General features: G+C 64.7%; 12 protein-coding genes. 11 read left to right on the top strand and 1 reads right to left on the bottom strand.

The features are described from left to right. Positions 1-48 precede the first annotated feature (48 nt). A complete protein-coding gene (locus GB927_RS15890) occupies positions 49-1,029 on the top strand; it encodes a complex I NDUFA9 subunit family protein (protein ID WP_256118150.1) in 981 nt (326 codons plus the stop codon). 252 nt (positions 1,030-1,281) lie between these two features. Then, the gene (locus tag GB927_RS15895) at positions 1,282-1,431 is read left to right on the top strand and encodes a hypothetical protein (RefSeq protein ID WP_256118151.1); all 150 of its coding nucleotides are present in this window, start codon (positions 1,282-1,284) and stop codon (positions 1,429-1,431) included. A gap of 92 nt (positions 1,432-1,523) precedes the next feature. On the opposite strand, the gene GB927_RS15900 is transcribed toward GB927_RS15895, so the two are convergent. After that, a complete protein-coding gene (locus GB927_RS15900; RefSeq protein ID WP_256118153.1) occupies positions 1,524-2,330 on the bottom strand; it encodes an undecaprenyl-diphosphate phosphatase in 807 nt (268 codons plus the stop codon). Positions 2,331-2,518: 188 nt separating this feature from the next. Between GB927_RS15900 and GB927_RS15905 the strand changes: the two genes are divergently transcribed. The 9 genes from GB927_RS15905 (at position 2,519) to GB927_RS15945 (ending at position 12,635) form a co-directional block, all read left to right on the top strand. Next, positions 2,519-3,211 carry a glutathione S-transferase family protein gene (locus GB927_RS15905; RefSeq protein ID WP_256118154.1) on the top strand — a complete coding sequence of 231 codons (693 nt, stop codon included), beginning with the start codon at positions 2,519-2,521 and terminating at the stop codon, positions 3,209-3,211. 10 nt (positions 3,212-3,221) lie between these two features. Continuing rightward, positions 3,222-4,367 (top strand): tRNA epoxyqueuosine(34) reductase QueG, encoded by a 1,146-nt coding sequence (gene queG, locus GB927_RS15910; protein ID WP_256118155.1) that lies wholly within the window; start codon positions 3,222-3,224, stop codon positions 4,365-4,367. Next, a complete protein-coding gene (locus GB927_RS15915; RefSeq protein WP_256118156.1) occupies positions 4,364-5,239 on the top strand; it encodes an SDR family NAD(P)-dependent oxidoreductase in 876 nt (291 codons plus the stop codon). The genes queG and GB927_RS15915 overlap by 4 nt, the downstream gene beginning before the upstream one ends. Positions 5,240-5,599: 360 nt before the next feature. Continuing rightward, entirely contained in the window at positions 5,600-5,962 is a 363-nt protein-coding gene (locus tag GB927_RS15920) for a septal ring lytic transglycosylase RlpA family protein (RefSeq protein WP_256118157.1), read from the top strand. Between the two features lie 76 nt (positions 5,963-6,038). After that, entirely contained in the window at positions 6,039-7,328 is a 1,290-nt protein-coding gene (locus GB927_RS15925) for an RsmB/NOP family class I SAM-dependent RNA methyltransferase (protein WP_256118158.1), read from the top strand. 226 nt (positions 7,329-7,554) lie between these two features. Next, a complete protein-coding gene (locus tag GB927_RS15930; RefSeq protein ID WP_256118159.1) occupies positions 7,555-8,832 on the top strand; it encodes an imelysin family protein in 1,278 nt (425 codons plus the stop codon). A gap of 43 nt (positions 8,833-8,875) precedes the next feature. After that, positions 8,876-10,411 carry a di-heme oxidoreductase family protein gene (locus tag GB927_RS15935; protein WP_256118160.1) on the top strand — a complete coding sequence of 512 codons (1,536 nt, stop codon included), beginning with the start codon at positions 8,876-8,878 and terminating at the stop codon, positions 10,409-10,411. Next, the gene (locus GB927_RS15940; protein WP_256118161.1) at positions 10,411-11,538 is read left to right on the top strand and encodes an imelysin family protein; all 1,128 of its coding nucleotides are present in this window, start codon (positions 10,411-10,413) and stop codon (positions 11,536-11,538) included. Before GB927_RS15935 ends, GB927_RS15940 begins: the two co-directional genes overlap by 1 nt. After that, the gene (locus tag GB927_RS15945; protein WP_256118162.1) at positions 11,538-12,635 is read left to right on the top strand and encodes a DUF1513 domain-containing protein; all 1,098 of its coding nucleotides are present in this window, start codon (positions 11,538-11,540) and stop codon (positions 12,633-12,635) included. Before GB927_RS15940 ends, GB927_RS15945 begins: the two co-directional genes overlap by 1 nt. Positions 12,636-12,657 lie beyond the last annotated feature (22 nt).

Here is a 12,657-nt window from a genome sequence, read left to right on the forward strand (position 1 = left end):
GGCTATGTAGGCCCTACCCACCTTTCCTATCCTTCAGGAGCTGCCCGCATGACCTTGTCCAACCTTCCGCCGCTCGTCACCGTCTTCGGCGGCTCGGGCTTCGTCGGGCGTCATGTGGTGCGCGCGCTGGCGCGCCGCGGCTACCGCATCCGCGTCGCCGTGCGCCGGCCGGATCTCGCCGGCTTCCTCCAGCCGATCGGCGGCGTCGGCCAGATCTCCTTCGTCCAGGCGAACCTGCGCTACCGCCAGTCCGTCGACCGCGCCGTCGAAGGTTCCGACCACGTCATCAACTGTGTCGGCGTGCTCTTCGAGGCCGGCCGCAACACCTTCGACGCCGTCCAGGATTTTGGTGCCCGCGCCGTGGCCGAGGCGGCCCGGGCCGCCGGTGCCAAGCTCACCCATATTTCGGCGATCGGCGCCAACGAGAAGTCGGAATCCTCCTACGGCCGCACCAAGGGCCGCGGCGAAGCGGCCGTGCTGCGCACGGTGCCGGACGCCGTCATCCTCCGCCCCTCCATCATCTTCGGGCCGGAGGACGGCTTCTTCAACAAGTTCGCCACCATGGCACGCTATGCGCCGGTCCTGCCGCTGATCGGCGGCGGTCACACGAAGTTCCAGCCGGTCTATGTCGCCGACGTCGCCGAAGCCGTCGCCCGCTCCGTGGACGGCACGATCGAACGCGGCCGCATCTACGAACTCGGCGGCCCGGAAGTGCTGACCTTCCGCCAGTGTCTGGAATTGATGCTCCGCGTCGTCGATCGCAAGAACCCGCTCGTGTCGCTGCCCTTCGGCATCGCTTCGCTGATCGGCTCCATCGCCTCGCTGGTGCCCTTCATCGCACCGCCGCTGACCTCCGACCAGGTGACGCTGCTGCGCTCGGACACCATCGTCTCCGAAGCGGCCCGCAGCGAAGGCCGCACCCTTGAGGCCATCGGCATCCAGCCGACCCTCGTCGAAGCGATCCTGCCGAGCTATCTCGTGCGCTACCGCCAGCAGGGCCAGTTCACCAAGATCGACAAGACGGCCTGACGCATCCGTCGCCGAAATGAAAACCGGCCGCCGCAGGGTTTTGTCCCGCGGCGGCCGGTTCTTTTTCGAAAGCGCTTTGAGCACTCTGTTGCACTTATGCAGCGGTTAAAAAAAGCTGCGTGGCATTTACCCGTGATTCAGCATGACGCGATATTGATTGTCGTCGGACCAGCGAATAAACACCGCCCCCGTCGCGTCGTACTGATGACAGTTCTGCGGCGTATTTTCAGGACTTTGAGAGGCTCCCGGCCCATGGGCAAGGCAATTGCAATCTTCTTCGGATTTTCGGCTCTGATCATCGTGGCCGGATCCTTTGCCGCGCCGGGAACGGTGTCTGCCGGCAAGCACGGCTGTTCGCCGGCTTACGGCGTCGACCCCTGCACGACTGCATCGGTCAAGTAAGCTTCGGCCGATCGAAAGACCGGCCAAAGCGATTCTTCGTTTTGCGCAATTCCGGACGGAAAACCGCTACACACTTTTCCTGGAATTGCTCGTCAGCCGAAGACCAAGAGGCCGATCAGGCCGAGCGTGCCCACGACGATTCGCCAGATGGCAAACAACGTGAAGCCGCGACGCGATACGTAGTCGAGCAGTTTGCGCACGACGAAGAGGCCCGCGACAAAGGCGGCCGCAAAGCCGACGCCGATCATCAGGAGATCATCCGAGGACAGCGCGTCGCGGTTCTTGTAGAGATCGAGTGCGAAGGCGCCAACCATCGTGGGCATGGCGAGGAAGAACGAGAACTCCGCCGCCGAACGCTTGTCGGTGCCGAGCAGCAGGGCGCCGGCGATCGTCGCACCCGAGCGCGAGGTGCCGGGAATCATCGCCAGGCACTGGCAGAGGCCGATCTTGAAGGCAAGCGACGGCGGGTAGGTCATCGCATCCGTATAACGCGGCGTCAGCGGCAGGCGATCGACCACATAGAGGATGACGCCGCCGATGATCAGCACAATGCAGATCAGCATCGGCGTCTCGAAGAGCACCGTCTTGATGAAATCATGCGCGATGGCGCCGATGACGGCGGCCGGCAGGAAGGCCACCAGCACGCTGGCGACGAAGCGGCGCGCCTCCGGGCGCGATGGCAGGTCGAAGGCGATGCGCAGCAACTTGGCCGCATAGACGGACAGGATCGCCAGGATGGCGCCGAGCTGGATGAGGACGGCAAAACTGTTGCCCGGCGACTTGAAGCCGAGAAAGTGCCCGGCAAGCAGGATATGGGCGGTGGAGGACACCGGGATGAATTCGGTCAGGCCCTCGATGAGACCGAGAATGAGGGCGCTGACAATCGATTGGTCTGCCATGAAAGTTCCTTGATGCTGGGAAAGGAAAGCATGAAAACGAAGCGGCCTTACGGCAAAAAGCCCGATTCGCTTGTGTTTGTACCACCAAATTTCTATAGGTTCGTCAAATCAGCCGTCGCCAAATCAGCTCCGCGTCAAGCGGCAGGCCCGGCATCGCCCCTTCCGCAAGACGAGTAAAAGCAGCGTTCATGCCCACACTCTATCATCACCCGATGTCTTCCGCCTCGCGCTTCGTCCGCCTGATTCTGGCCGAATACGGCTTCCAGACGGAGCTTGCCGAAGAGGCGCCGTGGGAAAACCGACGCGATTTCCTGGCCCTCAACCCGGCCGGAACCCTGCCCGTCTATGTCGACGACAGCATGCGGGCGCTCTGTGGCGCGAGCATCATTTCCGAATATCTCGACGAGACCCACGGCGTGCTGAAGCGCGATCGCCGCCTGCTCGCCGAAGACCCTTTTCAGCGCGCGGAGATCCGGCGACTAACGGAGTGGTTCCTGCAGAAGATGGAGCAGGACGTGACGCGCCCGCTGGTGCGCGAGCGTGTTTTCAAACTGCAGATGACGCCGGACCAGGGCGGCGGCCCGCCGGACAGCAAGATCCTGCGCAACTCGCGCGCCAATATCCGCCAGCATATGAAGTATCTCTCCTGGCTTGCCGGCTCGCGCACCTATCTCGCCGGCGACCGCCTCAGCTATGCCGACCTCGCCGCCGCCGCGATGATCTCGGTGCTCGACTATATGGGCGAGATCAACTGGGCGGATGCGCCGCAGGCCAAGGACTGGTATCAGCGGCTGAAATCCCGCCCCTCCTTCCGCCCGCTGCTGGCCGAGCGCGTGCGCGGCGTCACCCCGGTCTCGCACTACGCGGACCTGGATTTCTAAGGACGGACACATGTCGGGCGACGAGAGGATCCGGCACCGCCTGACCGATTTCGTCAAGGCGGAGGCCGCCGACAAGGGCTTCGATCTCTGTCGCATCACCGGCCCCGATTCCATTCCACAGGCGCCGGCCCGGCTCGCCGATTTTCTCGCCGCCGGCTATCACGGCACCATGGACTGGATGGCGGAGACGGAAGCCCGCCGGGCCGATCCGCGCGTGCTGTGGAGCGACGTGCGCTCCGTCATCCTGTTCGGCATGAATTATGGGCCGGAGCACGATCCGCGCGACGTGCTCGCCATGCCGGACCGGGCGGCTATCTCCGTCTATGCCCAGAACCGCGACTATCACGACATCATCAAAGGCAAGCTCAAGGAAGTGGCGACGCGGTTTGCCGCGCGCGGCGGGGCGGATGTGAAGGTCTTCGTCGATACGGCGCCGGTGATGGAAAAGCCGCTGGCCGCCGCTGCCGGGCTCGGCTGGCAGGGCAAACACACCAACCTCGTCAGCCGCACGCACGGCTCCTGGCTCTTCCTCGGCAGCCTGTTCACCACCGCCGACCTCTTTCGCGACGAGCCGGAGCGCGACCATTGCGGCTCCTGCCGCGCCTGCCTCGACGCCTGCCCGACGGATGCCTTCCCCGCTCCCTACAAGATCGATGCGCGGCGCTGCATCTCCTACCTCACCATCGAGCACAAGGGCACGATCGATCCGGAATTCCGGGAGAAAATCGGCAATCGCATCTATGGCTGTGACGATTGCCTGGCCGCCTGCCCCTGGAACAAGTTCGCCGCCAGCGCCTCCGAAATGAAGCTCAAGGCGCGCGATGAGCTGAAGGCGCCGGCGATTGCCGACCTGCTGACGCTCGACGATCCCGGCTTTCGCGCGCATTTCTCCGGCTCGCCCGTCAAGCGCATCGGCCGCGACCGCTTCGTGCGCAACGTGCTGATCGCCGCCGGCAATTCCGGCGACCGCGGCCTGATTGCTCGATGCGCCCAACTCGCCGACGATACCGCACCGGTGGTGCGGGGCATGGCCGCATGGGCGCTCTCCCGGCTGATGACCGCTGGCGAATTCGAAGAATTTGCGGCAGGAAGGGCGGACGACGCGGACGCGGATGTGCGCGCGGAATATGAAAGAGCGAAGGCGGACTGTCGATGACGCATCTCCTGATCCTCGGCGCCGGTTTTTCCGGCAAGGCCATCGGCGACGTTTTCAAGGAGGCCGGCTTTTCCGTCTCCGGCACGACGCGCTCCGCCGAAAAGGCCGAGAGCCTGCGCACCCTCGGCATCGAGCCTATACTCTATGATGGCGGCGCGATTTCGGAAGCGCTTGCCGCCGACATGGCGCGCGCCACCCATGTCGTGCAGTCGATCGCGCCCGGCAAGGATGGCGATCCGTTGTTTCGCATAGGTAGCCCCGCGCTGTCCGTCCTGATGCCGAAGCTCGAATGGGCCGCCTACCTCTCCACTGTCGGCGTCTATGGCGACCACAAGGGCGCCTGGGTGAACGAGGAGACGGTGCTGAACCCCGTGTCCGCCCGCTCGGTCGAACGGGTCGAGGCGGAGAACCACTGGCTCGACTTCGGCAAGGCCTCCGCCCTGCCCGTCGCCGTGCTTCGCCTTTCCGGCATTTACGGGCCGGGACGCAATGCGCTGCGCAACATGGAAGACGGCACCGCCCGCCGCCTCATCAAGCCGGACCAGGTGTTCAATCGCATTCGTGTGGAAGACATCGGCCGCTCGGCGCTGTTCCTTGCGGGCAAGCGCCTGGGCGGCGTCTGGAACATTACCGACCACGAGCCCGGCCCGCCGCAGGACGTGGTTGCCGAGGCCGCCCGGCTGATGGGCCTGCCGGTGCCGCCGGATATTCCGTTCGAGACGGCGGAACTTTCCCCCATGGCACGGTCTTTCTACGGAGAGAACAAGCGCGTTTCGAACGCAAAGCTGCGTGCTGCCGGCTTCGAATTCCGCTTCCCGAACTACCGTCAATCGCTCGCCGACCTGTGGTCTTCCGGGCGCTGGCGGGGCTGAGGGTGGCGGGCCGGCAGGCTTGGCTTTTGCGCTTTTATACAACCATAAATTTATCTGCCCCAATTTTGCCGCCGGATTCATGCGCAGCGATTGCTAATATTGAAAGTTTTTTCCGAAAATTTGCACGAATGCCGCATGGCCATTCCAGCTTTACAGTCGATCCAGTTTAGCAACTGATTCCGAAGAACTTTTTCTGTCATCTTAACGAAGATTAAAAATCCATCGCGGGCGATGGACTGTATAGCCGCACGGGTTTTGACAGAATTGCGGCCGGTTGAGGCACGTTTTCGCCACTTTTGCTTCCTCATAGGGCAAGCATAGCAGCGGAAATTCACAACTCGCCCGGAAGGTCATCCGAACATGGTGCTCAAACTCTCCAGTGTGGCTCTTGCCTCCCTCGTCGCCGCCTCCTCCACCTTCGTTACATTCACCGATGCTCAGGCAGCCGGTTGCGGCCGCGCCTCGTGGTATGCGCTGCACTCGCGCACGGCCTCAGGTGAACGCATGAACCCCAGCCTCATGACGGCCGCCCACCGCAGCCTGCGCTTCGGCACCAAGGTGAAGGTCACCAACGCGAACAACGGCAAGAGCGTCGTGGTGCGCATCAACGATCGCGGCCCGTTCATCCGCGGCCGCGTGCTCGATCTGTCCAAGGCGGCCGCCTCCAACATCGGCATGATCCGCTCCGGCCATGCCAAGATCTGTTACGAGGTCATCGGCTGATCAGCCGCTAATCTGACCGCGCCGGCTTGCCCTCGGCGCGTTCCGCCGCTACCACGACGCAAAACGGAGTAAACGTATGCGATTGGGTGGGCGGCTTTCGGGAGCCATCGAGGTTCTGACGGATATCGAGACGCGGCGGCGCCCCGTCGCCGATGCGCTCAAGGACTGGGGTCTCTCCCATCGCTTCGCCGGCTCCGGCGACCGTGCCGCGATCGGCAACATCGTCTATGATGCGTTGCGCATGAAACTGTCGCACGCCTATCTGATGGACGACGACAGCCCCACGGCCCTTGGCCACGCCGTGCTGCTGCGCCAATGGAGCCTGACGCCCGAGGCGATCGCCGCCGAACTCGACGGCGACCGGTTTGCCCCGGAACTGTTGTCCGAAGAGACGCTTGCCGCCTTCCGCGCCCGCAACCTCGATGCGGCGGCCCCGCATGTGCAGGGCGACATCCCGGAATGGATTCAGCCCTCCTTCGAGGAAAACTTTTCCGACAAATGGCTGGACGAGGCCAAGGCGCTGGCCGGACGCCCGACGCTGGACCTGCGCGCCAACACGCTGAAGGCGGGCCGCGACAAGGTGCTGAAGGCGCTGGAACGCAACGCCGCCGTCGCCTCCCCCATTGCCCGGCAGGGCATCCGCATTCCCGCCGGTGAAGGCCCGTCGCGCCTGCCGAACGTCACCGCCGACCTCGCCTTCCAGAAGGGCTGGTTCGAGGTGCAGGACGAAGGCTCGCAGATCGTCGCCGATCTCGTGCTGCCGCAGGAGGGCGAGCAGGTGCTCGATTTCTGTGCCGGCGGCGGCGGCAAGACGCTCGCCATGGCGGCCGCGATGAACAACAAGGGCCAGGTGCACGCCTACGACACCGACCGCAAGCGCCTCGCCCCGATCATCGAGCGGCTGAAGCGCGCCGGCACCCGCAATGTCCAGGTCCACCAGGACATTACGAGCCTCGCCGCCCTCACCGGCCGTTTCGACCGTGTGCTGGTTGATGCGCCCTGCACCGGCACCGGCACCTGGCGCCGGCGGCCGGATACCAAGTGGCGTCTCACCGAAAAGAACCTGGAAGAACGCCTCGGCCAGCAGCAGGAGGCGCTTGCCAATGCCAGCGCCTATGTGCGCCCCGGCGGTTCGCTGCTCTACGTCACCTGTTCGATCCTGCCGCAGGAAAACGAGAACCAGGTCCACGCTTTCTGCGAGAACAACCCGGAATTCGAGATCCTTTCTGCCGCCAAGGCCTGGCAGGAGCTGTTCGGCACCGACAAGCCGCAGCCCTGGTCGACGGACAAGAAGACGGTGACGCTGACGCCCGCGTCCACCGATACGGACGGCTTCTTCTTCTGCGCCATGGGCCGCCGGGCCTGACGGCTGCGGCGTCCCCACTGTTGCGCTCTGTCAAATGTGTGGAACAGCTTGAAACCGTTCTAAACTATACACTTTGACACCAGTTTTTATTTGGTCCATGACAATGACGCCTGAATAAACCCGGGTCCGGCCTGCCTGCCGGGCCATCCGGGCGACGGTCGCCAAGGGAGGCGCACCGCCACGTCCGGTGTCGGGGGACACATCGAACAGGACACCAGGAGACGTCATGACCACTTCCTTCCTTCGCGCGGCTGCCTTCGTGCTCGCTGCCGCGACGTCGAGCCTTGCCATCGGCACCGCCCATGCGGCGGCCGATCCGGCTGCGATCGTCAAGCACTATGCTGAAATTGCCCATGCCAAATATTCCGACTCGCTGGCGGCCGCCAAGGCGCTCGACGCGGCGGTCGACGCGCTCATTGCCACGCCGAACGACGAGACGCTGAAGGCTGCGCGCGAAGCGTGGCTGAAGTCCCGCGTGCCCTACCAGCAGACGGAAGCCTACCGCTTCGGCAACCCGCTCGTCGACGACTGGGAAGGCAAGGTCAATGCCTGGCCGCTCGACGAAGGCCTGATCGACTATGTCGACCCTAGCTACGGCACGGAAAGCGACGAGAACGCGCTGTTCGTCGGCAATGTCATCGCCAATCCGAAGCTCGAGATCGCCGGCAAGACGATCGATGCGACCACGATCACCCCGGCCGTGCTGCAGGAACTGCACGAGGCGGGCGAAGTCGAGGCGAATGTCGCCACCGGCTACCACGCCATCGAATTCCTGCTGTGGGGCCAGGACCTGAACGGCACCGGCAAGGGTGCTGGCAACCGCCAGGCCTCAGACTATGACAAGGCCAATTGCACCAACGGCAATTGCGACCGCCGCGGCGCCTACCTGAAGGCCGCCTCGTCGCTGCTCGTCACCGATCTCGAAGAGATGGTCGCCGCCTGGGCGCCGGAAGGCGAGGCCACGAAGAACGTGACCGCCGACCCGAAGGCCGGCATCACCGCCATGCTGACCGGCATGGGCTCGCTCTCCTATGGCGAACTTGCCGGCGAGCGCATGAAGCTCGGCCTGCTGCTGCATGATCCGGAAGAAGAGCACGATTGCTTCTCCGACAACACGCACAACTCGCATTACTACGACGTCGTCGGCATCCAGACCGTCTATACGGGCGAATATACCCGTGCGGACGGCTCCAAGCTGACCGGCCCGTCGCTCTCGGAACTGGTCGCGGAAAAGGACGCCGCGCTCGACACCGAGATGAAGGGCAAGCTTGATGCGAGCCATGCCGCCTTCAAGGCGCTGGTGGACCGTGCCGAAGGCGGCGAGGCCTATGACCAGATGATCGGCGAAGGCAATGCCGAGGGCAACAAGGTGGTGCAGACCGCCGTCGACAGCCTGATCGACCAGACCAAGACGATCGAGCGCGTCATTGCGTCGCTCGATATCGGCAAGATCGAGCTTGAAGGCTCCGACAGCCTGGATAATCCTAACGCTGTCTTCCAATGATAGAAGGCGGGCCGCGTCTTCGCGATAGCGGCCCGATTTCGCAATGACAGAACGCCCCGCCCGTCGCCTGCTCGCGGTTTTCGCCGCGGTCTCCGTCGTGGCGGGCGTTTTTGTTCTTGGGAAGGCCTATTCCGCCGGCCAAGACCGGGACGACCTCTCGGAAAAGGACCGCAAGCGCGTGGCCGCCGTTACGCGGCTCACCACGGATTTTTCCGCCGCCGAACAATATGAGGCGATGTCCGGGGGGGCGGCCACCTCGCTTGCCTCGGTCAACCTGAACAGCTTTTCGCATTTTTCCGAAAACATCAGCTTTGCCGAGGAAGAGACGTTCAAGCTCGGCAATGCGCTGTTCCAGAAACTCTGGGTGTCCTCGCCCTCGTCGACACAAGCGTCCGATGGGCTTGGGCCGTTCTACAATGCGCGCTCCTGCCAATCCTGCCACATCAAGGACGGTCGCGGCCATCCGCCGGAAGGCGCTGACAACGCGACCTCGATGTTCCTGCGCCTCGCCCGCGCCGCGGTGACGCCGGAGGAAGAAGCGGCGCTCAAAGATTTCAGCGAAATGAGCCTGCCGGACCCGGTCTATGGCCGCCAGTTGCAGGACCTCGCCGTTCCCGGCTTGAAGGCCGAAGGGCGCATGGTGATCGACTATACCGAGGAAGCGGTGACGCTGGCCGGCGGCGAAGTCGTGATGCTGCGCCGGCCGACCTATTCCGTCGCCGACCTCGCCTATGGCGACCTCGGCAGGACGACGACGCTCTCGCCGCGCGTCACCCAGCCGATGCTCGGCCTCGGCCTCGTCCAGGCGATCCACGAGGCGGATATCCTGGCGCTTGCCGACCCGGACGATGCGGACGAGGACGGCATCAGCGGCAAGGCGGCCGTGGCGATCGACCCGAAGACCGGCAAGAAGACGCTCGGCCGCTTCGGCTGGAAGGCGCAGTCCGCCTCCGTGCGCCAGCAGAGCGCCGATGCCTTCACCCACGATATCGGCATCTCGACGCCGGAAGTGCCGCTGCACCAGGGTGACTGCATGGCTACCGAGGCCGCCTGCCTGGAGCGTCCGAATGGCGTACAGGCGCGGCTCGGCGATGTGGAAGCACCGCCGCCGATCATGGACCTCGTGACCTTCTACGCGGAAAACCTTGCCGTTCCGGCGCGGCGCAAGGCGAGTTTTGCCGAGACGCTTTCGGGAAAACGCGTCTTCTACGAGACCGGCTGCACGAGCTGTCATCAACCGAAATTCGTGACCCGGCGCGATGCTGAAAACAAAGCCCATGCCTTCCAGCTTATCTGGCCCTATTCCGATTTCCTGCTGCACGACATGGGCGAAGGCCTTGCCGACGGGCAGGCGGTCGGGGTTGCGACCGGCCGGGAATGGCGCACGCCGCCGCTCTGGGGCATCGGCCTTACAAAAACCGTCAACGGCCATACGTTCTTCCTGCATGACGGGCGCGCCCGCAACCTCACCGAGGCCATCCTCTGGCACGGCGGCGAGGCAAAGGCGGCGCGCGACCGCTTCACAACGCTGGAAAAACAAGACCGCGACGCCCTTCTGACCTTCCTGGAGAGCCTCTGATGCAGACCCGGCGCCATCCCTTCCGCTTCGCTTCCCTCATCGCCGCTGGCCTGATGCTTTCGGCGAGCCCGCCGGTCTTCGCCCAGGAGAGCAGCACGCCGGTGCCGCCGGAGCTGACGGAGCAGATCGTCACCGGCATCATGACGCGCGCCGTCGATGACGTCATCCGCCCCAGCTACCGCGCCTTCCAGGCCTCTGCCGGCAAGCTGGCGGAGGCGACCGGCGCCTTCTGCAAGGCGCCGTCCGACGCCAGCCGCAAGGCCGTCGACGATGCGTTCCGACAAGCGGTCACCGACTGGGGGCATATCGAGATCGTGCGCATCGGCCCGGTGATCGACGACAACCGCTTCGAGCGCATCCTGTTCTACCCGGACCGCAAGGGCACCGGCCTGAAACAGGTGCAGGCACTGCTCCAGAAGCAGGAGGAGAAGGATACCGATGCCGCGACGATGGGCGGCAAAAGCGTGGCGATCCAGGGTTTTGGCGCCATTGAATTCGCCCTCTACGGCACGGGCGCCGAAACGCTGATGGACAAGCCGGACGGCTTCCGCTGCCGCTACGCCGCCGCCGTCGCCACCCATATCGAGACGACGGCCGGCCAGCTCGTAGCGGCTTGGGACGCGCCGGACGGCGTGCAGGACGACTGGAAACATCCGGGCCCGCAAAACCCCGTCTTCCGCACAGGCCGCGAGGCGATCACCGCGCTGCTCGGCATTCTCGTGCATGGTGCCGAGGCCGTGCGCGACCAGCGTATCGAGACCTTTTACCGCAATGGCGGCATCGCGCGGCCGAAATCGGCGGTGTTCTGGCGCTCCGGCAACACCTGGACGTCGATTTCCGCCAATATCGAAGGCCTGCAAGTGCTGTTCGACACGTCCGGCATGCGGGAGCTGGTCGATCCGAATTTCGCGTCGATCAACGAGAATATCGACTTCGTGTTGAAATCACTCGGCCACATCGCGCCGATGGTCGATCCCGACGTGGAGAAGGCCGTCTCGACGCCTGAGGAGCAGCAGAAGATCAACTTCCTCCTCGTCAACACGCGCGACCTGATCCTGCGCCTCGACGCCGGCTATGGCGGCGCCATCGGGCTCGGCTCCGGCTTCTCCTTCTCGGACGGCGACTGATGCGGGGCGCTGGCGTCCATAGCGCGCTGCTCGACCGGCGCAGCTTCCTGCGCATGGCGGGGGCTGCCTGGGCCGCGAGCCTCGGCGCCCGCCAGTCCTTCGCGCTGTCGCGCACCGACGCCGTCTTCGCCTCCGGCTACCGGGATCGCGACGGCAGCTTTGGTATTGCCGTGCTTGCGGAAGACGGGTCGATCATCGACAGGACGCCGCTGCCCGCCCGCAGCCACGGCATGGCCTTTTCGCCCGCCACCGGCCATCTCGTCGCCTTCGCAAGGCGGCCGGGCACTTTCGCGCTGGTGATCGACCAAAGCGGCAAGGCAGCCCCCGTGACGATCGCCGCCGCCGAAGACCGGCATTTCTTCGGCCATGGCTGCTTCTCGCCCGACGGCCGGCTGCTCTATGCCAGCGAGAACGATTTCGACGCCAATCGCGGCGTGATCGGCCTCTACGACGCCCGCGAAAACTATCGCCGCATCGGCGAATATGCGACCTACGGCATCGGAACACATGATCTGTCCGTCAGCGATGACGGCCGGATGTTGATCGCCGCCAACGGGGGTATCGAGACCCATCCGGATTTCGGCCGCACCAAGCTCAATCTCGACCATATGGAGCCGTCGCTCGCGCTCATCGATGCCGCGACCGGTGCGCTCATCGAGCGCCACACGCTGCCGGAAAAGCTCCGCCAGCTTTCCACGCGCCATATCGACCTCGACGACAAGGGCCGCATCTGGTTCGCCTGCCAATATGAAGGCCCGCGCAACGACCTGCCGCCGCTCGTCGGCTCTTTCTGCAAGGGCGAGGACCTGCGCTTCCTGTCGCTCCCCGAGGAAACCACCCTCGGGCTTGCCAACTATGTCGGCGCCATCGCCGTCAACCGCCGCGAGAACCTCGTCGGCCTGACCTCGCCGAACGGCGGCCGCTTCGTCGTGCTCGATGCGAAGACGGGCAGCGTGCTGCGCGAAGAGACCGTCGCGGACGCCGCCGGCATTGCGGCTGCACCACACGGCTTTGCTGTCTCCTCCTATGACGGCCGCTTTGCCGAACGCCGCGGGGATATCGCCTGGGACCAGCATATCGCCGGCCTGCGCCGATGACCGCACCCCCTGGACGGCGGCG

It is taken from the genome of Shinella lacus (assembly GCF_010994755.1).
In the GTDB taxonomy this organism is placed as follows: domain Bacteria; phylum Pseudomonadota; class Alphaproteobacteria; order Rhizobiales; family Rhizobiaceae; genus Shinella; species Shinella lacus.

Bases quoted from the DNA above. Each gene is read 5' to 3' on its own strand.
- GB927_RS15920 (WP_256118157.1), top strand. From the start codon at position 5,600: ATGGTGCTCAAACTCTCCAGTGTGGCTCTTGCCTCCCTCGTCGCCGCC.
- GB927_RS15890 (WP_256118150.1), top strand. From the start codon at position 49: ATGACCTTGTCCAACCTTCCGCCGCTCGTCACCGTCTTCGGCGGCTCG.
- GB927_RS15915 (WP_256118156.1), top strand. From the start codon at position 4,364: ATGACGCATCTCCTGATCCTCGGCGCCGGTTTTTCCGGCAAGGCCATC.
- GB927_RS15940 (WP_256118161.1), top strand. From the start codon at position 10,411: ATGCAGACCCGGCGCCATCCCTTCCGCTTCGCTTCCCTCATCGCCGCT.
- queG (WP_256118155.1), top strand. From the start codon at position 3,222: ATGTCGGGCGACGAGAGGATCCGGCACCGCCTGACCGATTTCGTCAAG.
- GB927_RS15905 (WP_256118154.1), top strand. From the start codon at position 2,519: ATGCCCACACTCTATCATCACCCGATGTCTTCCGCCTCGCGCTTCGTC.
- GB927_RS15900 (WP_256118153.1), bottom strand. From the start codon at position 2,330: ATGGCAGACCAATCGATTGTCAGCGCCCTCATTCTCGGTCTCATCGAG.
- GB927_RS15925 (WP_256118158.1), top strand. From the start codon at position 6,039: ATGCGATTGGGTGGGCGGCTTTCGGGAGCCATCGAGGTTCTGACGGAT.
- GB927_RS15945 (WP_256118162.1), top strand. From the start codon at position 11,538: ATGCGGGGCGCTGGCGTCCATAGCGCGCTGCTCGACCGGCGCAGCTTC.
- GB927_RS15930 (WP_256118159.1), top strand. From the start codon at position 7,555: ATGACCACTTCCTTCCTTCGCGCGGCTGCCTTCGTGCTCGCTGCCGCG.
- GB927_RS15935 (WP_256118160.1), top strand. From the start codon at position 8,876: ATGACAGAACGCCCCGCCCGTCGCCTGCTCGCGGTTTTCGCCGCGGTC.
- GB927_RS15895 (WP_256118151.1), top strand. From the start codon at position 1,282: ATGGGCAAGGCAATTGCAATCTTCTTCGGATTTTCGGCTCTGATCATC.